Source organism: Agreia pratensis (assembly GCF_900177685.1).
Lineage (GTDB): Bacteria > Actinomycetota > Actinomycetes > Actinomycetales > Microbacteriaceae > Agreia > Agreia pratensis.
In genome coordinates this window covers 481,054-505,480 of sequence record NZ_FXAY01000002.1, presented here as the reverse complement: position 1 = coordinate 505,480, position 24,427 = coordinate 481,054, and the positions used below count along the sequence as shown (strand labels likewise).

Annotated in this window: 25 protein-coding genes; 8 read left to right on the top strand and 17 right to left on the bottom strand. The window is 66.1% G+C overall.

From position 1 onward, the window contains the following. Positions 1 to 51: 51 nt before the first annotated feature. Complete coding sequence (locus B9Y86_RS07745; RefSeq protein ID WP_244894679.1) at positions 52 to 525, bottom strand: MarR family winged helix-turn-helix transcriptional regulator; 474 nt, start codon at positions 523 to 525, stop codon at positions 52 to 54. A 58-nt stretch (positions 526 to 583) separates the two neighbouring features. Between B9Y86_RS07745 and B9Y86_RS07740 the strand changes: the two genes are divergently transcribed. Then, the gene (locus tag B9Y86_RS07740) at positions 584 to 1,399 is read left to right on the top strand and encodes a tryptophan-rich sensory protein (protein WP_085484647.1); all 816 of its coding nucleotides are present in this window, start codon (positions 584 to 586) and stop codon (positions 1,397 to 1,399) included. Here B9Y86_RS07740 and ypfJ read toward each other — a convergent pair. Further along, positions 1,380 to 2,258, bottom strand: coding sequence for a KPN_02809 family neutral zinc metallopeptidase (ypfJ, locus tag B9Y86_RS07735; RefSeq protein ID WP_085484645.1), 879 nt, complete (start codon positions 2,256 to 2,258; stop codon positions 1,380 to 1,382). The genes B9Y86_RS07740 and ypfJ overlap by 20 nt on opposite strands. A 106-nt stretch (positions 2,259 to 2,364) precedes the next feature. Here ypfJ and B9Y86_RS07730 point away from each other — a divergent pair, with 106 nt between their 5' ends. Then, positions 2,365 to 3,570 carry an acyl-CoA dehydrogenase family protein gene (locus B9Y86_RS07730; RefSeq protein WP_085484643.1) on the top strand — a complete coding sequence of 402 codons (1,206 nt, stop codon included), beginning with the start codon at positions 2,365 to 2,367 and terminating at the stop codon, positions 3,568 to 3,570. A 94-nt stretch (positions 3,571 to 3,664) separates the two neighbouring features. Here the strand turns inward: B9Y86_RS07730 and B9Y86_RS07725 are convergent, their stop codons facing one another. Beyond that, a complete protein-coding gene (locus tag B9Y86_RS07725) occupies positions 3,665 to 4,240 on the bottom strand; it encodes a 1,2-dihydroxy-3-keto-5-methylthiopentene dioxygenase (protein WP_085484641.1) in 576 nt (191 codons plus the stop codon). A gap of 163 nt (positions 4,241 to 4,403) precedes the next feature. Between B9Y86_RS07725 and B9Y86_RS07720 the strand changes: the two genes are divergently transcribed. The 5 genes from B9Y86_RS07720 (at position 4,404) to B9Y86_RS07700 (ending at position 10,277) form a co-directional block, all read left to right on the top strand. Continuing rightward, positions 4,404 to 5,492 (top strand): substrate-binding domain-containing protein, encoded by a 1,089-nt coding sequence (locus tag B9Y86_RS07720; RefSeq protein ID WP_217809184.1) that lies wholly within the window; start codon positions 4,404 to 4,406, stop codon positions 5,490 to 5,492. Next, on the top strand, positions 5,489 to 7,081 hold the full coding sequence (locus tag B9Y86_RS07715; RefSeq protein ID WP_244894678.1) for a sugar ABC transporter ATP-binding protein: 1,593 nt from the start codon (positions 5,489 to 5,491) through the stop codon (positions 7,079 to 7,081). The genes B9Y86_RS07720 and B9Y86_RS07715 overlap by 4 nt, the downstream gene beginning before the upstream one ends. Further along, positions 7,078 to 8,127, top strand: coding sequence for an ABC transporter permease (locus B9Y86_RS07710; protein WP_085484639.1), 1,050 nt, complete (start codon positions 7,078 to 7,080; stop codon positions 8,125 to 8,127). The genes B9Y86_RS07715 and B9Y86_RS07710 overlap by 4 nt, the downstream gene beginning before the upstream one ends. Before the next feature lie 12 nt (positions 8,128 to 8,139). Further along, entirely contained in the window at positions 8,140 to 9,369 is a 1,230-nt protein-coding gene (mtnK, locus tag B9Y86_RS07705) for an S-methyl-5-thioribose kinase (protein WP_085484637.1), read from the top strand. Between the two features lie 179 nt (positions 9,370 to 9,548). Further along, positions 9,549 to 10,277: a M50 family metallopeptidase gene (locus tag B9Y86_RS07700; protein ID WP_085484635.1), complete on the top strand. Its 729-nt coding sequence runs from the start codon at positions 9,549 to 9,551 to the stop codon at positions 10,275 to 10,277. Between the two features lie 87 nt (positions 10,278 to 10,364). Here B9Y86_RS07700 and mtnB read toward each other — a convergent pair whose 3' ends face one another. The 5 genes from mtnB to B9Y86_RS07675 all read right to left on the bottom strand — a co-directional run bounded on the left by mtnB (position 10,365) and on the right by B9Y86_RS07675 (position 15,831). Next, a complete protein-coding gene (gene mtnB, locus B9Y86_RS07695; RefSeq protein ID WP_244894677.1) occupies positions 10,365 to 11,018 on the bottom strand; it encodes a methylthioribulose 1-phosphate dehydratase in 654 nt (217 codons plus the stop codon). Next, on the bottom strand, positions 11,015 to 11,743 hold the full coding sequence (gene mtnC, locus B9Y86_RS07690; RefSeq protein WP_085484631.1) for an acireductone synthase: 729 nt from the start codon (positions 11,741 to 11,743) through the stop codon (positions 11,015 to 11,017). Before mtnC ends, mtnB begins: the two co-directional genes overlap by 4 nt. Continuing rightward, on the bottom strand, positions 11,740 to 12,966 hold the full coding sequence (locus B9Y86_RS07685; RefSeq protein ID WP_085484629.1) for a phosphotransferase: 1,227 nt from the start codon (positions 12,964 to 12,966) through the stop codon (positions 11,740 to 11,742). Before B9Y86_RS07685 ends, mtnC begins: the two co-directional genes overlap by 4 nt. Then, the gene (locus tag B9Y86_RS07680; protein WP_085484627.1) at positions 12,963 to 14,012 is read right to left on the bottom strand and encodes a translation initiation factor eIF-2B alpha/beta/delta subunit family protein; all 1,050 of its coding nucleotides are present in this window, start codon (positions 14,010 to 14,012) and stop codon (positions 12,963 to 12,965) included. Before B9Y86_RS07680 ends, B9Y86_RS07685 begins: the two co-directional genes overlap by 4 nt. A gap of 754 nt (positions 14,013 to 14,766) precedes the next feature. Then, positions 14,767 to 15,831 carry a hypothetical protein gene (locus tag B9Y86_RS07675; protein WP_139824807.1) on the bottom strand — a complete coding sequence of 355 codons (1,065 nt, stop codon included), beginning with the start codon at positions 15,829 to 15,831 and terminating at the stop codon, positions 14,767 to 14,769. 94 nt (positions 15,832 to 15,925) lie between these two features. Between B9Y86_RS07675 and B9Y86_RS07670 the strand changes: the two genes are divergently transcribed. Next, positions 15,926 to 17,206: a hypothetical protein gene (locus B9Y86_RS07670; protein WP_085484623.1), complete on the top strand. Its 1,281-nt coding sequence runs from the start codon at positions 15,926 to 15,928 to the stop codon at positions 17,204 to 17,206. A 91-nt stretch (positions 17,207 to 17,297) separates the two neighbouring features. Here the strand turns inward: B9Y86_RS07670 and pip are convergent, their stop codons facing one another. The 9 genes from pip to B9Y86_RS07625 form a co-directional block, all read right to left on the bottom strand. Further along, positions 17,298 to 18,257, bottom strand: a complete 960-nt coding sequence (gene pip, locus B9Y86_RS07665) for a prolyl aminopeptidase (RefSeq protein WP_085484621.1) — start codon at positions 18,255 to 18,257, stop codon at positions 17,298 to 17,300. Positions 18,258 to 18,308: 51 nt separating this feature from the next. Further along, on the bottom strand, positions 18,309 to 19,019 hold the full coding sequence (locus tag B9Y86_RS07660) for a response regulator (protein WP_085484619.1): 711 nt from the start codon (positions 19,017 to 19,019) through the stop codon (positions 18,309 to 18,311). Beyond that, positions 19,016 to 20,383, bottom strand: a complete 1,368-nt coding sequence (locus B9Y86_RS07655; RefSeq protein WP_085484617.1) for a sensor histidine kinase — start codon at positions 20,381 to 20,383, stop codon at positions 19,016 to 19,018. The genes B9Y86_RS07660 and B9Y86_RS07655 overlap by 4 nt, the downstream gene beginning before the upstream one ends. A 5-nt stretch (positions 20,384 to 20,388) precedes the next feature. Further along, complete coding sequence (locus B9Y86_RS07650) at positions 20,389 to 21,213, bottom strand: ABC transporter permease (RefSeq protein WP_085484615.1); 825 nt, start codon at positions 21,211 to 21,213, stop codon at positions 20,389 to 20,391. Further along, positions 21,210 to 22,136, bottom strand: a complete 927-nt coding sequence (locus B9Y86_RS07645) for an ABC transporter ATP-binding protein (RefSeq protein ID WP_085484613.1) — start codon at positions 22,134 to 22,136, stop codon at positions 21,210 to 21,212. Before B9Y86_RS07645 ends, B9Y86_RS07650 begins: the two co-directional genes overlap by 4 nt. A gap of 178 nt (positions 22,137 to 22,314) precedes the next feature. Then, a complete protein-coding gene (locus tag B9Y86_RS07640) occupies positions 22,315 to 22,779 on the bottom strand; it encodes a hypothetical protein (RefSeq protein ID WP_085484611.1) in 465 nt (154 codons plus the stop codon). 222 nt (positions 22,780 to 23,001) lie between these two features. Then, complete coding sequence (locus B9Y86_RS07635; RefSeq protein ID WP_085484609.1) at positions 23,002 to 23,454, bottom strand: hypothetical protein; 453 nt, start codon at positions 23,452 to 23,454, stop codon at positions 23,002 to 23,004. After that, entirely contained in the window at positions 23,451 to 23,930 is a 480-nt protein-coding gene (locus B9Y86_RS07630; protein ID WP_139824805.1) for a hypothetical protein, read from the bottom strand. Before B9Y86_RS07630 ends, B9Y86_RS07635 begins: the two co-directional genes overlap by 4 nt. Next, complete coding sequence (locus B9Y86_RS07625; RefSeq protein WP_176223299.1) at positions 23,923 to 24,390, bottom strand: DNA/RNA non-specific endonuclease; 468 nt, start codon at positions 24,388 to 24,390, stop codon at positions 23,923 to 23,925. The genes B9Y86_RS07630 and B9Y86_RS07625 overlap by 8 nt, the downstream gene beginning before the upstream one ends. Between the last annotated feature and the right edge of the window lie 37 nt (positions 24,391 to 24,427).

Here is a 24,427-nt window from a genome sequence, read left to right as displayed (position 1 = left end):
CGGTGTCTACAGAGTGACACGAACGCCCGACATGCCCACAGGGCTTGCGCTTCAGGCGTTCGGCTCCCAGCGCTTCGCAGCAGAGGATGCGATGATCGCCAGAAGGGCGGAACGTAAGACCTCGGGCTCGTCGACCTCCGGCATCATGTCGCGCTCCAGCGTGCGGGCCGAGTTCCAGACATCGATACCGGCAGGGGTGACCGTCACGATGTGCCGCCTGCGATCGCTCGGGTCGGACACCCGTTCCACGAAGCCCTCACGCTGCAGGCGCTCGAGGGTGCGCGAGATCGTCTGGTTCTCGACGCGAGCAAGGCGGGCGAGATCTTTCTGGCTCCGGGGGGTCTCCTGCAGCAGATGCAGAACCACCAGGCCCGCGTGCGTGAGGCCGATTTCATCGAGCCGTTCGGTCCACGCGTGTTCGACGAGCCGCGACGCGGTCGCCAGTAGCCGACCCGTGGGCCACTCCTGCATATTCGGGCCGGAAGGGGAAGCCCTACGGACTTCATTCACCGACTCATCGCTCATTCTGCAAATCTAGGCTACCGTCGATTAGTAAGCTAGCTGACTAATCGAGAGGCACCCGATGTCCACACCCTCCAATGTCACCACCGCCGACAGAACTCGACAGGTCGTCGTTGCGGTCGGCGCCGTCATCGCCGTCGTCGGCGCGTACATCGGCTCGGGAGCGGCGGGCGGCACGCCCATCCAGAATGCCGCGAACGGCGCTCTCACCGCCGACTCGACTCCGATCGCGCCCGCGGGCCCTGCGTTCTCGATCTGGTCGGTCATCTACCTGGGCCTGCTGGCCTACGCGGTGTGGCAGTTGTTGCCCGCTCAGGCGAACGCCCCGCGTCAACGTCTCGTCGGGTACTGGGTCGCCGCGTCCCTGGTCCTGAATGCTGCTTGGATCCTCAGCGTTCAATTCGACCAGCTCGCGCTGTCGTGTGTCGTCATCGTGGTCTTGCTGGCCGTGCTCGCCCGCACGTTCCTCCTCCTCGTCGACGGACGTCCCGCAGGTGTCGTCGAGACGATCGTGCTCGACGGAACCATGGGTCTCTATCTCGGCTGGGTGTCGATCGCCACGGCGGCCAACCTCGCCGCCGGACTGACGGCTGCGGGCTTCGACGGCTTCGGCTGGGGCAGTGACGTCTGGGCTGTCGTGGTGCTCGCCGTCGCGGCGCTGGTCGGAGTCCTCATCGCAATCCGCGGCCGCGGCCGCCTTGCACCAGCGGCGTCGCTCACCTGGGGTCTCGCCTGGGTCGCCGTGTCTCGCACGACCGGCGAACTCGTTTCGCAGCCCGCCATGATCGCCGCAATCGTGGCCGCGGCCGTCGTCGTGATCGCGACCGTCGGCATCCGTGTCGCCCAGCGCTTCAGCGCTACAGCTCAGACCCGCTGATCGAGAACGTGTCGCAGCCGCCTGCACCGTTCTTCATGCCGATCTGAAACCACTTCTCGCGCTGTTCGCTCGACCCGTGCGTCCAGGTCTCGGGATTCACCTGACCCGAGCCCATCTCCTGGATGCGGTCGTCGCCGATGACCGACGCGGCATTCAGTGCGTCGGCGATCTGCGCATCCGTCACCGGTTTGAGAAACGTGACACCATCCTGATCTTCGGTCGTGGATGCCGCGGCGACCCACGCCCCCGCGTAGCAGTCGGCCTGCAGCTCGGTGCGCACGGAGTCGGAGGTCGGACCGGTGTCGGTGCGATCGGTCTGCTCCATCACTCCGAGAAGGTTCTGGATGTGATGGCCATATTCGTGCGCGACGACATACATCTCAGAGAGGGTGCCGCCGGAGGCGCCGAACTGCGTGCGCAGCTCGTCGAAGAACGAGGTGTCGATGTAGATGGACTGATCGGGCGGGCAGTAGAACGGGCCGGTGGCGCTGGAAGCCTGGCCGCAGCCGGTATTGGTCGATTGCGTGAAGAGGACGAAGTCGTTGGGCTGAGTGAACTGCGCGCCGAGCTTCGGTGCCTCATCGGTCCAATAGTCGTAGAGCGAGTTCTCCGCTCCCACCATCAGGCACTCGATGTCGGCGTTCGCCTCGGATCCGTACTGGCAGTTCAGATCTTCTTCACTCTGCGTGCCCTGCTGCGCACCTCCGGCCAAACCTGTGAGGTCGACTCCGAGAAACTGCGAGAGGAGGAAGAGCCCGATGACCACGACCGCGCTGCCACCGCCCACCGCGATTCCCGTGTTCCGGCCACGCTTGGACACGCGACTGGTGTCGAGCTTGGCGTTGTCGTTGAACGTCATGACAAGAAGCTAGCGCTTCGGTGACGCCGCAGGCAGCCCCCGTCAGCCGGGCACGGCATAGTGGTAATGAACGAATTTCACCCATCGCACCCGACCGGAGCCCGCCGTGTCAGACCAGCACTCCCCCACAGTGATCACCTCCGAAGAAGCCGCCCTCGACGCGGCCGAGTCGCTGGCCGAACGGTTCGCAGCAGATGCCGCCCGCGCCGACGCCGACGGCCGCGCGCCGTTCGAGCAGATCGCGGCTCTGCGCGCATCCGGCCTGCTGCCTGCGCTGGTGCCGGCGAGACTCGGCGGCGGCGGGCTCGACTGGCACACCGTGCTGCGGGCGCTGCGCCCGATCATCCGCGCCGATGCCGGCCTGGGGCACGTGGTCGCGTACCACTTCGTGAACTCGTGGCGCATCCGCTTGAACGAGAACCAGCACGCGATCGACGACCTCTACCGTGGCTTGTCTGCGTCATCGTGGTTCTGGGGCGGGGCAGGCAACCCGCGGGATGCCGGACTCGAGTTGACGCCCACAGCCGGCGGTTTCACGGTCACGGGCCGCAAGTTCTTCGCCACCGGCGCGCAGCTGGCCGACCGGGTCACCGCGAGTGGAACCCGTGTCGACACCGGCGAGCGCCTCGCCATCGTGATCGACGCGACCGCCCCCGGCGTCGTGCACCACGACGACTGGAGCAACATCGGCCAGCGCCTCAGCGCATCCGGTTCGGTGTCGTTCTCCGAGGTGGCCGTTCCACACGCTCACGTGCTCGGCCCGAACGAGCAGGACGGGGAGCTGTATCGCCCCTATGGCTCGCTGTCGATCCTCGCGTTCCAGCTCGCCATGAACCACATCCACGTGGGCCTCGCCGAAGGCGCCCTCGCCGAGGCTGCCGACTACGCGCGCACAAAGACGCGCGCGTGGGCGACCTCGGGCGTCGAGAACGCCGTCGATGACCCATACATTCGGCAGACGATCGGCGAGCTCACCGCCCAGACCAGAGCGGCGGATGCACTGACGTGGAGCGCGACGAATCTGTTCGTCGACGCCGCCAACAAAGGGTGGGAACTCGGCGACGAGGAGCGCGGCCGGGCGGCGGTGGAGATCGCCGCGGCGAAGGTCGTGACCACGCGCACGGCGCTGCATGTGGCGTCGACCGCGTTCGAACTCATGGGCGCTCGGGCGACAACCGAGTCGGCCGCGATGGACCGGTTCTGGCGGAACGCGCGAACGATCACCCTGCACGACCCCGTGGTGTACAAGGCGCAGGAGGTGGGAGATTTCGCGCTCAGGGGCGAGTTTCCGACGCCGAGCGCCTACAGCTGATCGGGTCTCGATACGGTCGCTGAGCGACCTACTCGACCAACGCACTGCGCTGATCGAGTAGCGCTCGCGACGAAGGAGCAGCGCGTATCGAGATCTAGGCCGAGACGCTTGCGAGCTCGTCGTAGGTCGCGAAGTCCTTCGCGATCTCGCTGCCGGTGAAGTTTCCGATCCAGCCGTCGTCGTCGTGAAAGAACCGCACCGAGACGTACTCGGGGCGCGTTCCCATATCGAACCAGTGCGTGGTGTTCGCCGGAACGGAGATGAGGTCTCCCGCCTCGCAGAACACGGCGTTGACCTTGCCACCGGCGCGCAGGTAGAAGACGCCACTACCGCGGGCGAAGAAGCGGTCCTCGTCGTCGTCGTGGCGGTGCTCGCTTAGAAACTTCTGCCGGGCGGTCGCCGCCTGCTCGAGGTACTCGGGCGAGTTGTCGTCGACGATGGAGACGACATCGACGAGGGTGTATCCCTGAGCGGCGTTCACGGCGTCGATCTCGTCGCGATAGGCGGAGAGCACGTCCTCCTGCGTCGGCTCGGCCGAGAGCTCCTTGAGCTCCCATCGGCTGAACCGAGCGCCGAGGGTCGAGAGCACATCGGTGATGATCTGTGCGTCGCGGGTCTGGAGTTCGGGGGTGGAGGCGTCGTTCTCGTCCCACACGGTCAGAAGGGTCATAGGCCAATCGTAACGATCAGGCCACGGGCCGGGCCACGCGAGTAATACGAGGTCATACGGAGTAAACGTGAAGGCGGCGGCTGGTTGAATCTGATCATCACACTCCGACCCTTCGCAGTGTGGCCCGACTCGCTTGCCCTGCCCACAGCTTTCAGGAGACACCATGGCCATCTCGCGCCGCATCCCCTTACTCGTGCTCGCCGCGACGACAGTACTCGCGCTGTCGGCCTGCGCCCAGTCGAACGGCACCACGTCGAACGCCTCGACCGACGCACCGGCCACCGCATCCGCCGCCCTGCCTGCGCCGTTCAACGGCGACCCGGTCAAGGTCGCGCTCGTGCGCCAGTCCGGTGCCGGCGACTACTTCGAGGCGTGGGGCGCCGGCGCGGCGAAGCAGGCCAAGGCGGCGAACATCGACCTGACCGTCACCGACGCCCGCAACGACAACGCGAAGCAGGCCAGCGACCTCGAGCAGGCCATCGCATCCAAGCCCGACGCGATCATCGTCGACCATGGCCAGACCGACACCCTGCAGCCGCTCATCTCGCAGGCTGTCGCCGCCAAGATCCCCGTGGTCGTCTACGATCTCGCCCTGACCGACGCGACCGGCGTCGTGACCACCTCGCAGTCCGACGAGTCAATGGCCTCGGGCGTTCTCGACCAGCTCATCGACGATGTCGGCGATGGCGCCAAGGTGGGCTACGTCTCGGCCACGGGCTTCGCCGCCCTCGACCGCCGCGCCGTCGTCTGGAACAAGTACGTCGCCGACCACAAACTCGACGTCGTGTTCTCGACCGGAAAGGTCTCGGAGTCGACCGCGACCGACAACATCCCGCTCGTCGATGCGGCCCTCAAACAGAACCCCGATGTGAAGGCCATCTTCGCGCCCTACGACGAGATCACCAAGGGCGTCGTGCAGGCCGTGAATCAGAACAACCTCGGCTCGAAGGTCAAGGTCTACGGCATCGACATCTCGAACGCCGACATCGAGGTCATCACCGCAGACGGCAGCCCCTGGGTAGCCACCTCGGCAACCGACCCTTCCGCCGTCGGAGCGGCCGTCGTGCGCTCACTCGCTCTCAAGCTCGCTGGGCAGCTCGACGAAGACGACGTGCAGTTCCCCGCCAAGACGATCACGCAGTCGTTCCTGAAGGACAACTCGATCGACAACGTGACCTCGCTGCGCGAGAACGAGCCGAGCCTCGACCTCGCCGACCAGGTCACTGCAGACTGGCTTCCCGCCAACTCGTGATCGAATCGTCTATCCCTGAGGGAGACGACCAGGCGACGCTGTCGCCCGTCGTCTCCCTTTCGGGCGTCTCCGTGGCCTACGGATCGAATGTCGTCCTCACCGATGTGACGCTCGACTTCTTCCCTGGTCGCATCACCGCGCTGCTCGGAGCGAACGGTGCGGGCAAGTCCACGCTGATCAAGGCGCTCTCGGGCGCCAACCCCCGATACTCCGGTGACATCGCGGTCGACGGAACCGTTCTGCACCTCTCTTCCCCTGTACTCGCCAAGGCGCACGGTATATCGACCGTGCACCAGAAGGTCGCCGACGGCATAGTGCCAGGGCTGTCGATCGCAGAGAACGTTGTGCTCGACGACCTGGCGAACGCGTCGCGGCATCCGCTTCGCAATTCAAAGCAGTCACTTCTCGACGCCCGCGCCGCCCTCGCCACCCTCGGTCTCGACTGGCCAGATTCCCTCCTCGCGCAAGACGCCGCACGGCTCAGCATCTCGGATGCCCAGCTCCTGGTTCTCGCCCGAGCGCTCAGGGGCACGCCGAGACTCCTCATCCTCGACGAACCGACCTCGGCCCTGACCGCCGCCGAGGCCGAGCGTCTCTTCACCGTGCTCCGAGCCCTCCGCGACACCGGGCTCTCGATCGTCTACGTCTCCCATCGTTTCGGTGAGATCGAGGCCCTCGCCGATCGCGTCGTGGTGTTGCGCGATGGCGTCGTGCAGCACAGTTCAGAGCGGCCGTTCGCGTGGCACGAGATTCTGCACGACATGCTCGGTCGCGCGACCGAGCTCGAACAGACGCGAGTGGATGTCCGCCGCGGGCACGACGTCGTGGCCCGCGTGAGCGGAGTCCCCCTCCTTGCCGCAGCACCTCGGCTCGATCTCGAGGTGCGTACGGGCGAAGTACTCGGCATCCTCGGACTCATCGGAGCCGGCAAGACCGAACTGGCCGAGCTTCTCGCGGGGCTCGCGCGACCGGCATCCGGAAGTCTGTCGCTCGGCGGCGAGCCGTACGCGCCGAAGCGGCCGTCCGACGCTCTGCGCCGAGGAGTCGTGCTCGTTCCCGAAGACCGTCAGCGCCAGGCCCTGCTGCCCGGCTGGTCTGTGGCACACAACATCTCGATCCCGTTCCTCAAGCTCTCCTCCGCGCTCGGTACCCTCCGCGGGGCACGCGAAACCGCCCGCGCGCAGCAGGTGATCGATTCGCTCGGCGTCGTCACCGCGGGGCCGAATGCGTCGATCGACGACCTCTCCGGCGGCAACCAGCAGAAGGTCGTGGTGGGCCGTTGGCTCTCGGCTGGCCCGCGCCTCGCCCTTCTCGACGAACCGTTCCGCGGCGTCGACATCTCTGCGCGCCGCGAGATCGGCGGTCGTCTCAAAGACCTCGTGGCATCCGGCGATGCCGGAGTTGTCGTCTTCTCGAGCGACGTCGATGAGATCCTCGAGGTGGCCGACCGCATCATCGTGCTCGTGGCGGGAGTCGTCGAACTCGACGCCTACGCCGACGAGACAGACAGGGCGAGCATCGTCGGGGCGTTCCTCGGCGCGCGCACCCGAGACCATTCCGCCGTTCCGCCCGAAGGACACCCGAAATGACCAGCGCCTCCCTCGCCCCCAAGACCGCATCGTTCGCCGAGCGCGGTGCCGCTTTCGTCGTGCGCTGGGGCTTCATCGCCGTGACCGTCGCGCTCATCGCGTTCTTCGTGATCACCGAGCCTAACTTCCGCACCGTCGACAACGTCTTCGGCATGCTCAAGTTCATCGCCCCGACCGCGATTGCTGGCCTGGGCGTGATGCTCGCGATCACCGTCGGCGGCATCGACCTCTCGGTCGGAGCATCCGCCGGCTTCGCTGTGTCTATCGCCGCCTGGACGATGGTGATCGGTAACCAGGTCGGCGGCGTCGCGATCGGCGTCGTCCTGCTCGGGGGCCTCCTCATCGGCGGGCTGAACGCATTCCTCATCGTCGTCGCCCGTATCCCCGACCTGCTCGCCACCCTGGCGACCTCGTTCGTGATCGTCGGCCTCAAGCTGCTGATCGTCGACGGCAAGTCGATCTCGTCGCAGATGTCGCTGTCTGACGGCACCACCGCGCCGGGCAAGTTCACGGCCGACTACCTCTGGCTCGATCGGGGCAGCCTTGGGCCGGTTCCCATTCCCGTGATCATCTTCGTGGCCATCACCGCCCTGCTCTGGTTCATCCTCGAGCACACCCGGTGGGGACGCGCCCTCTACGCCGTCGGCGCGAACGCCGAAGCCGCCCGGCTTGCCGGCATCCGGGTTCAGCTCTACCGCACCGTCGCCTACATGGGCTGTGGCCTTCTCGCCTCGATCGCCGGCCTGCTGCTCGGCGCGCGCATCGGCCAGGGCGACGTGTCGGCGGGCAACTCGCTTCTTCTGGATGCCGTGGCCGTGGCGCTCGTGGGCGTCTCGGTTCTCGGCATCGGCAGGCCCAACGCTTGGGGAACCGCGCTCGGCGCCATCCTCATCGCCGTCATGGTCACCGGTTTCACCATGGTGGGGCTGCCGTACTACGCGCAGGACTTCGGCAAGGGCATCGTGCTGCTGATCGCGCTGCTGTTCAGCTTCACGTTCTCGCGCCGCCGCACCGTCGTCACCGCCGGTAGCACCACCTCGTCGTAGAGACTTGTCGTCATGACCGATTTCAGCCAGCTCACCGTCGACACCGTGGCCGCCTATCTGGCCCAGCGACCCGCGCTCGCCGAGCGCATCCGCACCGACGGGCCGGTCGACGTGGTCGAGGTCGGCGACGGAAACCTGAATCTCGTGTTCATCGTGCACGACGCTGCAGGTGCGTCGCTTGTGCTCAAGCAGTCGCTGCCGCACGTGCGCACCGATCCGAGCTGGCCGATGACCCGCGAGCGCAGTGCCCGCGAGGCCCTCGTGCTACGGACCCACGAGTCGGCCGACGCCGAGCACGTGCCGGCTCTGTACGACTTCGACGACTCGAACTATGTGCTCGCCATCGAGAACCTCAGCGACCATTCCGTGTGGCGCAGCGAGCTGAACGAGGGGCGGGTGCACGGTTTCGCCGCGGCGGAGATCGGGCGCTACGTCGCGCGCACAGCTTTTCACACTTCGGTGTTCGGGCTCGATCCGATCGAGCAGAAGAAGCTGGCCGCCGCGTCGATCAACCCCGAGCTGTGCGAGATCACCGAAGACCTCGTGTTCACAGAGCCCTATATCGAGCACCCGCACAATGCGGTGCTGCCCGCGAACGAGCCCGACGTGGCTGCTCTGCGTGCCGACCGAGCCTTGCTGGCCGAGATCGGCATCGCCAAGTACCGCTTTATGACGAGCGCGCAGTCGCTGATCCACGGAGACCTGCACACGGGCTCGGTCTTCGTGCGCGATGCCTCCGGTGGGGTCTCGGCGTCTGTTCGTGCTTTCGACAGCGAGTTCGGATTCTTCGGGCCCACCGGGTTCGACCTCGGAGCGCTCTGGGGCAACTTCGTGATCGCGGCGGCCCGAGCGCTGGCGCTGGGCTCGCCCGAGCGCGCTTCCGAGATCCTCTCGCTGCCTGCGTCGCTCTGGAGTGCTTTCGAGGCGGAGTTCCGATCGCTGTGGCCGTCGCGCCGCGATGACCGCGTCTGGGGCGACGACGTGCTCGAGGCGCTGATCGCCGAGTTCAGGCAGGATGCCGCCGTCTACGCTGGCGCGAAGGCCATCCGGCGCATCATCGGCTTCGCCAAGGCCAGCGACATCGAGACCCTCGATCCCGTGTTGCGGCAGGGCGCGGCCCGCGGGGTACTGCGCGCCGGTCGCGCGCTGATCCTCGAGCGCAAGGCACTCGACACGGTCGAAGCACTCTCGGCAGAGACCGCCGCGATCCTGCACGAAACGGTCACCCGCTTCGAGTTCTGACCCATGCGTCCCCTCCGCCGGTCGAGTAGGCGCCGTGCCACTGTTGCGTTGGTCGAGTAGGCCGCCCGCGGCCGTATCGATGCCATGGCGGGTGGCCTCGATACGCCGGCTCCTTCGTCGCGCGGCTACTCGACCAGCGCACCCAGCGCGCTCCTCAATCCGTCGCCTAGGCTCGTCGGGTGGATGCACTGCTCGCGTTCTGGGAGCGCGTGACCTCCCAGCAGCCCGCCCTGACCCCTACCGAGAGCTGGATCGCCATCGCGGTCGCGGCCGCCATCGTTCTCTTTCCCCCGAGCTGGCGACTCACCCGGCACGCCGTGACGATCGCGCATGAGGCCGGCCACGCGCTCGTCGCGACCCTGACCGGCCGAAAGCTGTCGGGCATCCGGCTTCACTCAGACACGTCGGGCGTCACGGTCAGTCGCGGCAGGCCGCGAGGGCCGGCCATGATCGCCACCCTGCTCGCCGGTTACACGGCGCCCGCGGTCCTGGGCCTCGGCGCATCGTGGATGCTCGGGGCAGGCTACGCGACCGGCATGCTCTGGGCGCTGCTCGCCGCCCTCGCCCTGGTACTCGTGCAGGTGCGCAACTGGTTCGGCCTGTGGAGCGTGCTCGTCACGGGCGCACTCGTGTTCGCCGCGACCTGGCTGCTCGACGAGCGCTGGCGTGCACTCGTCGCCACCGCCGTCGCGGCCTTCATGCTGCTGGGCGCGCTGCGGGCCACAGTCGAATTGCAGCGGGTGAGACGGGGCGGCAGGGCGAGAAACTCGGATGCCGACCAGCTCGCGCGCCTCACGCACATCCCGGGCATCGTCTGGGTCGGGGTGTTCCTCGTCGTCGCAGCGGGCTGCGCCGTGGTCGCCGGCGCCTTCCTCGGCCTCACGCCCCTGCCGAGCATCGCGGGCTGACGCGGCTCCTCCGTTATTCTGTGCACCGTCGGGCGATCCTCGTCGTATAGCGACGAGCAGAGGCTGAGACTGAACGGAATCCCGGCGCTAACGCCGCGCGAGCGCGATCTGCAGCAGAGCCTCGGTGAGTTCAAGGTGCCAACGGGCCTGGCGCAAGTCGCGGCCCCACGCGTAGATTCCGTGGTCGGCGACGATCAGGGCGGGCACATCATTGCTACCCGAAGCAGGCCGTACGTAGAGCGCTTCGAACGCGTCGCCGAGCACCGTCATGTCTTGCCCATTGGCGACCACGGGAATCGTCACCGTCTCGCCGTGCGCGGAGTGCCCGATGCCCTTCAGCATCTCCAGGTCGCGAAGCACGACGCCTGCGGGCCAGAGGTGCCCTGCCGTCACGGCCGCGAGCGCGTGAACGTGAATAACCGCCCCCGCGCCGGTGACCGCCGCGATGCGCGCGTGCAGCCCGGCCTCGGCCGACGGCCGCTGCTCGGATCCGCCCTCGCCGCGCACCCCGGCACCGTCGGCATCCACGATCACGATGTCGCTAGACGCCAGCTCGCCTTTGTCGAGACCGGATGCCGTGACCGCCAGTCGAAGCGGGTCTCGCCCCACGGTCACCGACAGATTGCCGGCCGTTCCCGGCATCCACCCTCGCGCGGCGAAGCGCGCACTCTCGGCGGCCAGCTGAGCGCCTGCGCGAGCAAGCACCTCGTCTGTGACCGCACCCTCTTCGAAGACGTTCACGGCGCCGTGACCTCGACGTGCTCGAACGACGAGACCACGGGGGCGGTCCCGAAGTCGGCACCGAAGAACGGCTCGCCTTCGCGCGAGAAGGCGACCACCTGCCATCCGGCGTTCTGGGCGGCGCGCACCTCGTCGGGGTTGTCGGTGAAGAACACGAGTTCGCCCGGGTCTACCCCGAGCCGTGCCGCGATGGCGTCGTACGACGACGCCACCTTCTTTGGGCCGGCGTTCACGGTGTCGAAGTAGTCGGTGATCAGCGGCGTGAGGTCGCCGTCGGGCGAGTGCCGGAACCACGGCACCTGCGACGTGACCGACCCCGACGAGAAGACAGCGATCTCGACGCCATTCAAATGCCACGCGCGCAGGCGCGGAATGACGTCGTCGAAGAAGTGCGAGTTGATCTCACCGCGGCGGAATCCCTCGGCCCAGATCTGACCCTGCAGCGTCTTGAGAGGCGTGGCCTTCACATCCTGCGCCATCCAGTCGTGCAGCACGCCGACCACCTGCTCGGTGTCGGCGCCCGACGGAAGCCCCGCGTCGACGATCGCCTGCGCGCGCGCCTCGGCCACGGCCGCATCGTTCGCGTGGGCGTCGAGCCAGCTCTGCAGACGCGGGCGTGCGTAGTCGTAGAGGTCACCCAGAATGAACCCGGCGGCGCTCGTCGTGCCCTCCAGATCGACCACGAGGGTGCGTGCGGTCAGCGAGAGGGGTGCGGTGTCGGTCACGGTGTTGCTCCTGGATTATCGTGCGAAGTCGGGTCGTCGGTCAGGGTGAGGGGCGCTGCGGTTCCGGCCACGATCCAGTGCCGGGCGGCATCGAAGACGGCGCGCTGGGCTGCGGGCGCCGCGTCGGATGGCAGGCTCTCGAGGTCGGCGGCGTGCGACCAGCCGGCCACCCGGCGCATGGCCTCCACGCCGGCGAAACGCCAGGCATCCGTGCGAACCGACTCGAAGAAGTCGTCGTCGAAGGTGACCGAATCGTTCTCGTCCCACACCTCGACGAACGCCTGCCAACTCGCCTCGATGGCATCTTCGCGCGCGGCGGCCAGCCCGTCGTGGCCCGCGGCCCGTGCGGCGATGGATGCGATGGCGAGGTTCGACCAGAACAGCCCGAGATCGAGACCGATCGGCCCGACAAAGCTGAACTCGGGGTCGAAGACGGTGACCTTCTGTGTCTTATCGGGAGTCGATCCGATCATCACGGATCCCGAGTGCAGATCGCCGTGCAGCAGAGCCTCGGCGGCGTTCTCGAAACGCTCGCGTACGAGGGCGACTCCGGCCTGCACCTCGGCGTCTTTATAGAGACCGGCGACCCGCTCGTCGAGCGAGGGGTGCCACCAGTTGTGCTCGTGCGCTCGGAACGGCTCGTCGAGCACGACCTCGGTCGTCAATTGGCACAGTTCGGCATTGGCAGAATCAGCGACCAGGGCTTCGTGCGCTGCCGTGCCCAGAAGCTGCACGCTGGTGGCGAGGCTGAGCTCGCCCACGAACCGACCCACCACGTCGCCGACGCCGCCGAAGTCGATGTACGAGACCGCCCGCCCGGCCGTCGCATCCTGCACCTGGCGCACGAGCTCGTCGCGCAGTACCTCGAGGGCCGAGAGGTCTTCCATGACCATCACGAAGCGGTCGAGATCGACATGCACGATCGAGGGCACGGCATCCGGAACCAGCCGGCCCAGCAGTTCGTAGGCGCGAGCCTCCGCTCCGATTCGGGCGGGGTCGATGGGCCACTCGGGGCCGGCGGCCTGAACGAAGGGCGGAGCCTGCTTCACCGCGACGCTGCCGAGCGGACCCGCGGCGATGAACACGCGGTTCATGTTGCCCGCCGTCACCTCGCGCACGGTCACATCAGCGGCATCAGACGCAAGGGAGTCGACAAGGCCGACGAGGGACAGGTATCCCACGACCTCGTCGCGGTTCGTGAGCAGGGCATAGTCGACGGTCACGAGCGCTCTCCGGCGAAATAGTCGGCGATGCTGTCGGGGGCGAAGTCGCCGCGGTCGGTCACGATGCGGGTGACGAAGCGCGGCGGCGTCACGTCGAAGGCCGGGTACCACGCGTCGGTGACGAGACCGGATGCGGTGCGCGTTCCGAGCGTCGAGAGCACCTCGGCCGGGTCGCGGTCTTCGATCACGATGTCCGCGCCTGACGCGAGCGTCGCATCCGGTGTCTGCACGAGCGCATAGAAAGGCACCTCGAATGCGTTCGCGGCGATCGCCAGGCCGAGGGTTCCGACCTTGTTCGCGATGCTGCCGTCGAGGCTGACTCGATCGGCGGCAGTCACGAGGGCATCGATCGGGCCCAGTGAGGAGCCCGGGGCGAGCGCTGCCGCCCCCATGCCGTCGGTGATGAGGGTGACGTTCTGGCCGAGCTCGCGCAGTGTGTGCGCGGTGAGTCGGGCTCCCTGGAGGTACGGACGCGTCTCGGTGGCCACCCAGTCGTAGTGTCTGCCGGCCTCGTTCGCGGCGCCGACGAGCTCGATCAGGTAGGAGTCCATCCAGCAGTGCGTGAGAATCGTCGCACCGTCGGGCAGCAGCGCTACCGCGTGCTGGGCGAGTCGGCGACTGCGGGCGTGGTACTCGTCGAGGCCCTCGCGCACTGCGGCGATCGCCCGATCGACGAGCTCGGCTGTGGTCGTTGCGGCTTGGATCCCGTGGAGCACCAGATCGACGGCCTCGCGCGGGTGCCCGTTGGTAGGCCGGGCCGTGGCGAGCGCGTGGCCGGCGGCGGCCATGGATGCGCGTGCCGCGTCGACCGCGAGGCCGCGGGCCTGCAGGGCGGCGAGTTCGAGCCCGGCATACGCTGCGTAGAGGGGGCCGGAGCTCTGCGTGACCATCGCGCGGATCGCCTCGGCGACCTCGAGCGGAGTCTCCGCGCGCACCCATTCGGTGCGCTCGGGAAAGATGCGTCGGTCGAGGATGAGCACGGCGTGTTCGCCCGAGCGCTCGTCACTGACGAGCCGCACCGAGTCGTCGAGCGTCGCAACGGTCACAGCTGCTCCTAGCCTCTTGGGAAAACCCCCATTGAGGATACCGAGCTTTGACGGCACTGTTCTGCGGAGCTGGTCTCGATACGCTCGCTGAGCGAGCTACTCGACCAACGCAGAAAACTCCGCGCCGCGTCGACCGTCGCTCGCCCTCACCCGCGCTGGTCGATCAGCGCTCGCCCTCTCCTGCGCCGGTCGAGCAGCGCTCGTTCTCACCTGCGCTGGTCGGTCAGCGCTCGTTCCCGCTTGCGCTGGTCGAGTAGCGGTCGCGAGGAACGAGCAGCGCGTATCGAGACCATCCCCGTTCGCTGTGCCTGTCGAAGGGCGCCGGTGTTCGCCCACGTCTTGTCCTCCACAGACCCGGTTTCTGTGATTCATCCACACCCAAACCACCTGATCAGGTATCTTCATCGTCATCGACACAGGAAGTCGTCGAATGACCTGGACCACCGCCTTGCACACGAGAAATACGCCTATGAACACAGCAAAGGCTCCCACTAGGGCGCCCACCACCGCCCCCGCGAGAACGAAATGCCAGAGGCTCAGATTGCCCGGTACCCAGATGGCCGCGTTCACACTAGCCACAACAAAAAAGGTCGCTGCTGACCCGAGCGCAGGCAGAGCTGAGGATGGCCGGTCCGTATAGGTCCACCCATCATGGTCATAGCGACCATCCATCGATACCCCCAACAAGGAACTTTGCTTCGATCCGCTGAGCATAGCGATGCCCTGTCGCGGACATTGAGGCTGCCGTCTCGCGCTACCGGAACATGGCGCTGAAGATGCCGTACAGAACGATGAGCACGGGGATGATGAGGACGATGTGCCAGAGGTTCGAGCGGCGGGCGAGACGTCGCCCCTGACTCGCGACACCCGTTCTGCGCGCCGAGTACGGCACCGCGTCGCCCTTCTTCTCCGCTCGGGCATCGACCTCGATCCGGTCGTCCCTCCAACGCTCCCACTGCGCGACCCGACGGGAAAAGATGTCGACAGCCGCGAGCACTTGCTGCCATCGGGCAGGGTCAAGCGTCGAGACCTCTTCCGTGCTGTAGAGGAACACGTAGTCATCGATGATCTCGACATCGAAGAGCGCGGCACTGTCGATCAGCCGAGCCATGATGTCGGGGGTGAAGAGGTAAAGCGCGTCGGCCTCATAGCCCTCGGGGCAGTAGAGAGCGAAGTAGCGGTCGAAGTCTCCTTCGAGAGACAGCCTCTGCCGTGACACCAGCGCGACCGGCAACGACGACTTACCCCAGGAATTGTTGCGTTGGGCATCGAGGACGATGTGCGGCAGAGGAGTGTTCAGCCGGAGCGCGACATAGCCCCAGCGGTACTCCTTGCGTTCCTTGCCGGATCCTGTCGCGAGCGTGTGATTGGCGACAACGAACGACGGGTCGCTCTCGCGTCGAACGAGGTCGGTCGAGAACGCCGACGTCTCGCCCTGTCGAGCGAAGATCATGCCCGGCAGCCGCGGTCCGTCTACCCTCGCCGTGTATGCAAAGGAGTTCGCGCGTGCGAAGCGGTCTAGCCGGAATGATCTGACGCCATTGCGGCGCAACAGAGCCCGAGCAAGAAGCACGATTCCGAAGAGCGGCATCACAAGGTATGGCACGATCCGCCCGCTCAGATCCAGCGAACTCAGATCGTCGCCGAAGGCCCAACCGCCGTCGAGGAAGATCAGCAGCACGGGAAACAGCAGGATGAAGGCGACAGGCAGAAAGAACGATGCAATGCCCGGTCTGACAGAGGAGGGCAAGGTTCGGCGAAACGCCCGAAGCTCGCGTCTGTCGATCGGGGCTGTCAGCGGGCTCGTATCCAACATCACCCGCACCACGATATCGGCGCACTCAGCGATCAGGCCCGCCTGGCCGCGCTCTACGATGGAACGACCCGTCCCAAGCACCTACGGAGAGCCCCGCATGCCCACCAGCAAGAAGCGATCCAGCGCGAAGAAGCGCACCGGAGTGTCCCGCTCCGTCGGCACCTCGCCCACCGCGATCTCGGCCCTGACCCTCGCGTTCGGCGCTTGGTATAAGACGCACGTCGACGGCCTCGACGACCACCCGACCCCCGAGGCCATGCTCTCCTCCTTCTCGCGGCTCAACACGATCACCGCGAGCCTGCCCGGAAAGCGCACCCTCGCGCATCCGGTGCCCGACACCCTCGATGCCCTGCTCGATCACTTCGACGACGCAGATGAGGTCGAACTCGATGACCCGATCTGGGAGGGTGCGTCGGTCGTCGACGTGCTCGACCATCTGCTCGACTTCTTGATCGAGACCGAGCGCTGGCGCGGCACGACGGCCGAGCTCGAGGAGAGCTCGGAGATCATCCACGAGCTCACCGGCGACGAGGGCGGCGCCGCGTCGGGCTTCTTCACCCTGCTGGTCGAGAGTCTCGAGACCGTCGAGGCAGCTCCCGTCGACGCACAGATCGCCTCTCTCGACCGCTGGTCTGTCATCGCCGCGATCCCCGAGTTCCTCGCGTGGGTCGGCGACAAGAAGACGCTTACCGCCACGGGTGCGCTCCGCACGGCCGACATCTCGGTCGTCGAGGCCATGCTCGGGCTTCCGCCGCAGCGCCAGGTGCCGGGCGGCAGCATGTGGGATTCGCAGCCGATCTCGGCCTGGTGGTACGCCCTCGCAGAGTCGAAGATCATCGTGCTCGACGGCACCTCGCTGCGCGCCGGCTCAGGCTTCGGTTCCTGGGGCGACGGCGACGCAGCCGCGGCCCTCGACCTGCGCGTGGCGTTCGTGCGCCACTACCTCACGTGGTGGCTCACCAAAGAACTGGATGCCGACACCGAATTGGGCTCGGAGGTCACCATCCGGGTCATCGGCCAGCTCTGCGTGGCCCTCTCACCCGAGCTGCTGCCCGGCGCGTCGGTCGACGCACTCAATCTGGTCTTCGACGACGCTCTCCCCGATCACGACGATCCCGATGACGAGGGGCTGTTCGGTGACGACGACGAAGAACTCTCAGCCGAGGTGCATCGACTGTCGAACGAGTACGCCTCCGAGCGAACCGTCGCTGTACTCGGTGAGCTGGCCGTCTCGGGTGCGCTGAGAGAGACGCCCGTGGCGACCGGAGGCATCCGCTACGTCGTCGAACCCGACCGCGCGCACGCGTTCTCTCGCGCGCTGCAGCTGGCCGTCGGCGGCTTCGTCGACGACGAGTCGGACGCTGCGCTGATCGAGTAGTCGAGCGAGGAACGAGCCGACGTATCGAGATCCCTGTCGATGGTCTCGATACGGCCGCGGACGGCCTACTCGACCGGCGAGGAGAATCCGCTCACACGGCGAAGCGGTCTGTCGCCTCGATCAGCGCGTCGAGGATGCCGGGCTCGTCGAAGGCGTGGCCCGCGTCGGGAATCAGCCGGAACTCCGCTTCGGGCAGAGCCTCGTGCAGATCCCAGGCGGTGACCGCGGGCGTGCAGAGGTCGTAGCGGCCCTGCACGATCACGGTCGGAATCTGGCGCAGCACCGCGGCGTTCGCGATGAGCTGCCCCTCCTCCATCCAGCCCTCGTTCACGAAGTAGTGGTTCTCGATGCGTGCGAACGCCAGCGCGTAGGTGGGGTCTGCGAACGCCGCTACGAGTTCCGGGCGCGGCAGCAGGGTGATGGCGGATGCCTCCCACGTCGCCCACGCGACGGCCGCCGGCCCGTGCACGGCCGGGTCGGGGTCGTTGAGCAGGCGGTGGTAGGCCTGGATCAGCGAGCCGCGTTCACCGACGGGAACCGGCGCGAGGAAGCCTGGCCAGAGGTCGGGAAGCACCTCGTGAGCGCCGGCCCCCTCGTAGAACCAGGCGAGTTCGGAGCGGCGCAGGGTGAAGATTCCGCGCAGCACGAGCTCGGTCACCCGGTCGGGATGCGTCTCGGCGTAAGCGAGGGCGAGCGTGCTGCCCCAAGAGCCCCCGAAGACTTGCCAGCGGGTGACGCCGAGGTGCTCGCGTAGCAGTTCGAGGTCGGCGACAAGATGCCAGGTGGTGTTCGTCGCGAGGTCGAAACCCGGCTCACTGGCATGAGGCAGACTGCGCCCGCAGCCGCGCTGGTCGAGCACGACGATGAGGTAGCGGCTGGGGTCGAAGAGCCGTCGATGCGCGGGGCCCGATCCGGCGCCGGGTCCGCCGTGCAAGAACACGACGGGCTTGCCGTCGGGGTTGCCCGATGTCTCCCAGTAGATCGACTGGCCGTCTCCGACGTCGAGAAGACCGGAGTCGAAGGGCTCGATTTCGGGGTAGAGGGTTCGCATGAACTGATTTTAGAAGACACCGCACTTCGGCAGGCTCAGGGAACCACAGCGCTACCGTCCCACGAGCCCCGTGTCGTAGGCGAGGATCACGGCGTGCACGCGGTCGCGCAGCTCGAGCTTCTGCAGAATACGGCCCACGTGGGTCTTCACTGTCGACTCCGACAGCACGAAGCGTGCCGCGATCTCCATGTTCGACAGCCCCTCGCCGATGGCGGTGAGCACCTCGAGTTCGCGCTCGGTGAGCACGGCCAGCCGCGCGGCCGAGGCCGTCTGCGAGGGCCCGCCCGACGCATCCGGAAGGCTGTCGCCGAACATCGTGAGCAGCTCACGGGTGATGCGCGCCGACACGGCCGCGTCACCGGATGCGACAGCCCGGATCGCGGTGACGAGTTCGGTCGGCCTCGCGTCTTTGAGCAGGAATCCGCTGGCTCCGGCGCGCAGACCCGCGAACGCGTACTCGTCGAGGTCGAAGGTGGTGAGGATGATGATGCGGCTCGCGGCCTGCTCTCGCACGATCTCGCGCGTCGCCTCGATGCCGTCGAGAACAGGCATCCGCACGTCCATCAGAATCACGTCGGGTCGCAAGGCGCGCGCCTGCCGAATCGCGTCGCGGCCGTCACCCGCCTCGCCCACGACCTCGAAGCCGGGCTCCGACTCGAGCACCATGCGCATGCCGACACGCAGCAGTGCCTGATCGTCGACGAGCAGGATGCGCACGGCCGGGTACTCGACGGGGCCGGCGGGATCGGGGGCGAGACTCATAGCGGGGTGCTCTCTTCTGAGGATGAACGATCTGAGGGGTGGGCTGCCATGGGAATTTTCGCGTGCACTCGCCAGCCGCGCGGTTCGATGGGGCCGGCTTCGACGGTGCCTCCATAGAGCGCGACGCGCTCACGCATGCCGATGAGCCCTCGGCCCGAACCGACCGAGACAGGTGCCGAGTCGGCCGAGGCTTCGAATCCGTCATCACTCACGGTCACCTCGGTGAGGCTTGCCGCAGTGAAATCGACGGCCACCTCGACTCGCGATGGCGTTCGTGCGTAGCGCAGGGCATTCGTCAGCGCCTCTTGCACCACCCGGAATACCGTCAGTTGCGTGGCAGAGTCGTCGGGCACGGCGCCTGAGACGGTCAATGTGATCGGCAGCCCTGCGGCGCGATACGAGTCGATCAGCGGACGCAGTTCGTCGAACGTGGGCTGCGGAGCCAGAGGGACTGCACCTCCCCCGGATGAAGCATCTCCGGAGCCGTCGCCGGATGCCTCAGTCAGAACTCCGAGCACCCGGCGCATGTCGGTGAGTGACGTGCGGCCGATCTCGGAGACGTGCGCCATCGCATCCTTCGCCCTGTCTGGATCGCTGGTCGCGGCGCGCGTCGCGCCGTCTGCGAGGGCGATCATCACGGTGAGGCTGTGGGCGACGATGTCGTGCATCTCGCGGGCGATGCGGGCTCGTTCGGATGCCGTGGCGAGTTGCGCCTGCTGGTCTCGCTCGCGGGCCAGCTGGGCCGCGCGAGCGAACACCGCATCCATATAGCGCACCCGGTTGCCGACGCTGATGCCGATGAGCGTCGCGATCACGAACATCATGCCGTAGCCAAGGAAAGCGACCAGCCCCACTCCCACGTCGAGAAGGCCAGCCGAGAGTGCGCCGAGGGTGGCGGCGATGGTTCCGATGATCGTCCAGAGCCACGCCGATCTCGCAGATCGATAAACCGCGAGCGCGTAGAGGGCGATCAGCATCGCGATGATTCCGACCGACGAACCCGTACTCCCCGGGAATATCGCCAACAGGAGCGCACTCGAAATTCCTGCGAGGATGCGCGGGATGAAGCGGCGGAAGAGGATGGCCGCCGTCGTGCCGAGCGAGAGGACGACCGAGGTCAGGACCTCGGGCACCAAAGCGTGGCTGTTCGCCGACGCGAAGAGCGAGCCAATCGACGCGTAATAGAACAGCCCCATCAGCACCGCGTCGATGATCCACGGGTTGCGGCGGAAGAACGTGCGGATGAAACCGGGGGGCTTCGGTAGTCCGAGTCGTTGAGGGTCGTACTCCTCGACCCGCTTCGGGCGCAGAACGCGCGACGATCCAGCCTGGGCCTGGGGCACCACGGCTGGATCGGTCGACACGAGAGCTACGCGTCCCTTCGCTTCATCAGAACTGCCGCAGTGGCGATGAACACGGCGACCCATCCGAGCATAACGAGCAGCGCCTGCCACGGTTCGAACGTTCCGCCCCAGTAGAACAGGCCCGAACCCACCGAACTGGGCAGCCATTCGACGAGGGTCGTGGCCCAGCTTGCCGAGATCAGCTGGAATACGGTCGGCACAACGAGGAGAAGACCGAGGCTCGCCGCGATTCCACCAGGGGTCGACCGCAGGGCCGCGCCGATGCCGAACGACACCAATCCGATCAGAACGAGGTAACCGGCTGCACCGGCGAGCCGCACCCACAGGGCGGGGTCACCGGGGTTGGCCTGCACCCCGGCCTCGGCGAGGATGGGCATGGTCACCAAGTAGCTCACGACGATGCTCGCGAATCCCACTACGAAGGTGGCGATCGCGAAGACGACAGCCTTGGCCGCGAGCACGGGCAACCTGCTCGGCACGGCCATAAACGACGAGCGGATCTGCCCCGTCGAGTATTCACCGCTGATCACAAGCACGCCGAGCACGGCGATAACGAGCTGACCGAAGAGCAGCCCGGCGGAGATCGTGGAGATAGCCGCATCGGTCGCTGCGTCGGCAGGCAGCTGACCGGTGGGCTTCACCGCAGTGAGGGCGATGAGCACTGCGAGGCCCACCTGAATGGCAACGATGATTCCGAACGACCACCAGGTGGAGCGGAGGCTCCGCAGCTTGATCCACTCGCTGCGCAGAATGCCGGTGGCGCTGAGACCCCGGTTCGACGCGTCGATGTGGCTCGAACGGGAGAGACTGGGTTGGGCAAGGGTACTCATCGGACAACCTCCGGGGTGACGGACTGCGTGTGATATTCGACTTCATCTGCGGTGAGACGCAGGTAGGCCTCTTCGAGAGAGCCGGTGACGGTGGTCAGCTCGTGCAGCACCAGACCGTTGGATGCGGCGACGCCGCCGATGGTCGCCGCCGAGACGCCGGCCACGTCGAGCGTCGAGCCGCTCGCACTCGTGATCTGAACATCCGGAGCGGCCAGCAGCCGGGCGAGCTCGGCCGCCTGCGGGCTCGAGACGCGCACCGATGTGACCGCGCCCTGCCCGACGATGTCGGCCACCGGGGCATCCGCGATGACGCGGCCCCGGCCGAAGACGATGATGTGATCTGCGGTCATGGCCATCTCGCTCATGAGGTGGCTCGAGAGCAGAATGGTGCGGCCCTCTGCGGCGAGGTGCTTGAGCAGCCCGCGCACCCAGAGAACACCCTCGGGGTCGAGACCATTGATGGGCTCGTCGAGAATGAGGGTCTGCGGGTCGCCTAGAAGAGCGGCCGCGATGCCGAGACGCTGGCCCATACCGAGCGAGAAACCGCCGACGCGCTTGCCGGCCACGGCCTGCAGACCGGTGAGGTCGATGACCTCGCGAACCCGGGCAGCTCCGATGCCGTGGGTGGCTCCGAGGGCGAGCAGGTGGTTGTAGGCCGAGCGGCCCGAGTGAATGGCCTTCGCGTCGAGCAGGGCGCCGACCTCGTGAAGAGGGGCCGAGTGCTCGGCATAGAAGTGGCCATTCACGCGAACGCTGCCCGACGTGGGCCGGTCGAGCCCCACGATCATGCGCATCGTGGTGGACTTGCCCGCGCCGTTCGGGCCCAGGAGGCCCGTGACCTTGCCCGGCCGCACCGTGAAGCTGGCGGCATCCACCGCTGTTCGTTGGCCATACCGCTTGGTAAGGGACTGTGCTTCGATCATGTCGATCTCCTGTCGATTCACGTCAGTGAAGTTGACGTGGAGGAGGCCGACCCTCCCCCACTTCTTCGACAGTAGAAGTCGGCGAAGACGAGCGAATCGCCCGCGGGGACGGTCTTGATCGGAGCGCGTCGTACCGGGGTACTACCTGCGCTTGTGAGACACCGTCACACGCTGACAGCTATCGGGCGCGAGCCTCAGCCAACTTGAGCTTCAGCCAATCGGGCAACTTGTCTTCGGCTCGCGGAAAAGCAGCAAGATCGCTGAGGTAGGCGCCGGAGTCGATTGGTACGTCTCCCCAATCCGGCTCGTGATCATAGTTGTACTCCGCGTTAGCACTTCCTCCCGCAGTGACCGTGATCTTTGTCGAAAACCACGTCCCCGCACCTTCCCTGTAACAGGCGGCCCGAAGGTCGTCGATCGCTTGGTTTAGTTCGAATGGGCCAAAAACAGAATTGGCAGGCCCGTCCGGCGTCGAGAACTTCCCATTGGGATTGAAGGAGCGTAGGCGCGGGCTGCTAATGGGACCGACGGAGCTGACCGTCAACTCGATTCGCTCATCGCCACTCGACAGGAGGCCATATAAGAGCGACCCGACCTTCTCGAAAGCTTCCTTCTGGACGATGACGTTCCCCGGCTCAACCATTCTTCGAATGTTAGGCGCAAACGGCTTAGACGAGATCCCCCTCGGGGTTTCGACTCTCCGAAATCCTCAGACCTTCCTCGCTCCGCTCGATTTCGGCGTACCGCTTCTGCAACACGATGAGTTTCACGACAGCAAATCTCCGCTTCGCCCCAGCCGGTCGTTCCGCGCTTTGTTGTGAACTGCGCTCGGCCCAGGACTCCGACTGTTCGGCTCTACGTCGCCTCAGCTTCTCGCTTCAAGTACACGCTTCTGCAACCACTCCGGAATGTTCTCCGGGTCACGCGGGAACCTCTCAAAATCCTGCACATACAACACCGGATCGATCGGGTATTTCCACTCCGGCTCCTCGTCATAGTTGTATGCCACATCAACTTTGCCCTCGACCGTCACCACGAAAAGAACACTGAACCACGTACCAGCACCCTCCCGATACATAGCCTCACGTAACCGCTTCGCCGCGTCCGTCGCACTGTCAAAATCCTTCAAAGAATCACGGGAACCATCAGCTCGAAGAATCCGAGCCGAGGCACTGTTAAAGCCGACAAGTGCCCTCATCCTCAACTCAACACGCTCGAACCCCGAAGGGATCAACGAAAAGAGTGCCTTAGCTGTCTCCTCGAAATAGACCCTCTCACCAAGAATCCCGCCCAGCTCGTTGCCGGAAGCGTTCGTCATTTGCCTCGCGCGGCCAACGCCGCGCGCCCCTCGGCCAATTTCTGCTTCAACCACTCCGGCTGCTTATCCACATCACGAGGAAACTTCTCCTGATCTGCCACATACGCAACCGAATCAACAGGCGCATCCCACTCCGGCTCCTCGTCATAGTTATACTCAGCCGTTGCAGCACCAGCAGCCGTCACCGTGATCTTGATACTGAACCAGGTCCCGGCGCCCTCCCGGTAAGACGCGGCCCTGAGCTCGGCAAGCGCCTTTGATAACTCCGTCGATACCCGTACCGACCGAAACTTGCCATCCGGTGATTCTAGTTTCCCTGCAGGGTTGTATGCATCGACGTACTCGTAAGTCACTGGAGCGAGAAGAGTGGCCACATACTGAATTCGAGTATCTCCATCGCCCAAGAGTCGGTACAGAAGAACACCAACTTCGTTAAATGCTTCCTTTTGTGCGTAAAGACCGGTTTCATCAGACATTTGGGAATGCTTTCTTGATTATTCGACCATCGTTGATGCTGTATTGAACCTCAACGAAATCCGGCACTTTGCCGCCGCCCGCTGGGTAGTGGGGATATATCTCGAACGAGACATGTGCGGGAGGGACCCCTTCGCGACCGCGAATTGCCTCACGGAGCATTGACTCAAGATTACCGAAACTCTCACCCGAGCCGCGGTTTACATCCCTCAACATTGCGATGATATTAATCGACTCACGACCACCCGCCGTCGCGTTCGAAACCAGATGACCACCCTCGAAGCGCAACCCACCCAGCCGCGCGATCTGCGACTGAATCCATCCGGAACGGGGAGCGTCACCCAACGTCAAGTCATCGACCTGAGCCGACACTGTCCGAACCAAATCATCCGTCACAAACACATGATGACTGCCCGAACTCGCCGTCACGTCATACGTCACATTCGGCTGCGGCTTATTCAAGTCAGCATTCGGAGTCTTCCTCGCCCCTTCGCAGATA

What these genes read in the sequence shown, in the direction of transcription:
- B9Y86_RS07745 (WP_244894679.1), bottom strand. Translation starts at nt 525, where the DNA reads ATGAGCGATGAGTCGGTGAATGAAGTCCGTAGGGCTTCCCCTTCCGGC.
- B9Y86_RS07740 (WP_085484647.1), top strand. Translation starts at nt 584, where the DNA reads ATGTCCACACCCTCCAATGTCACCACCGCCGACAGAACTCGACAGGTC.
- ypfJ (WP_085484645.1), bottom strand. Translation starts at nt 2,258, where the DNA reads ATGACGTTCAACGACAACGCCAAGCTCGACACCAGTCGCGTGTCCAAG.
- B9Y86_RS07725 (WP_085484641.1), bottom strand. Translation starts at nt 4,240, where the DNA reads ATGACCCTTCTGACCGTGTGGGACGAGAACGACGCCTCCACCCCCGAA.
- B9Y86_RS07720 (WP_217809184.1), top strand. Translation starts at nt 4,404, where the DNA reads ATGGCCATCTCGCGCCGCATCCCCTTACTCGTGCTCGCCGCGACGACA.
- B9Y86_RS07710 (WP_085484639.1), top strand. Translation starts at nt 7,078, where the DNA reads ATGACCAGCGCCTCCCTCGCCCCCAAGACCGCATCGTTCGCCGAGCGC.
- mtnK (WP_085484637.1), top strand. Translation starts at nt 8,140, where the DNA reads ATGACCGATTTCAGCCAGCTCACCGTCGACACCGTGGCCGCCTATCTG.
- B9Y86_RS07670 (WP_085484623.1), top strand. Translation starts at nt 15,926, where the DNA reads ATGCCCACCAGCAAGAAGCGATCCAGCGCGAAGAAGCGCACCGGAGTG.
- pip (WP_085484621.1), bottom strand. Translation starts at nt 18,257, where the DNA reads ATGCGAACCCTCTACCCCGAAATCGAGCCCTTCGACTCCGGTCTTCTC.
- B9Y86_RS07660 (WP_085484619.1), bottom strand. Translation starts at nt 19,019, where the DNA reads ATGAGTCTCGCCCCCGATCCCGCCGGCCCCGTCGAGTACCCGGCCGTG.
- B9Y86_RS07650 (WP_085484615.1), bottom strand. Translation starts at nt 21,213, where the DNA reads ATGAGTACCCTTGCCCAACCCAGTCTCTCCCGTTCGAGCCACATCGAC.
- B9Y86_RS07645 (WP_085484613.1), bottom strand. Translation starts at nt 22,136, where the DNA reads ATGATCGAAGCACAGTCCCTTACCAAGCGGTATGGCCAACGAACAGCG.
- B9Y86_RS07640 (WP_085484611.1), bottom strand. Translation starts at nt 22,779, where the DNA reads ATGGTTGAGCCGGGGAACGTCATCGTCCAGAAGGAAGCTTTCGAGAAG.
- B9Y86_RS07635 (WP_085484609.1), bottom strand. Translation starts at nt 23,454, where the DNA reads ATGACGAACGCTTCCGGCAACGAGCTGGGCGGGATTCTTGGTGAGAGG.
- B9Y86_RS07630 (WP_139824805.1), bottom strand. Translation starts at nt 23,930, where the DNA reads ATGTCTGATGAAACCGGTCTTTACGCACAAAAGGAAGCATTTAACGAA.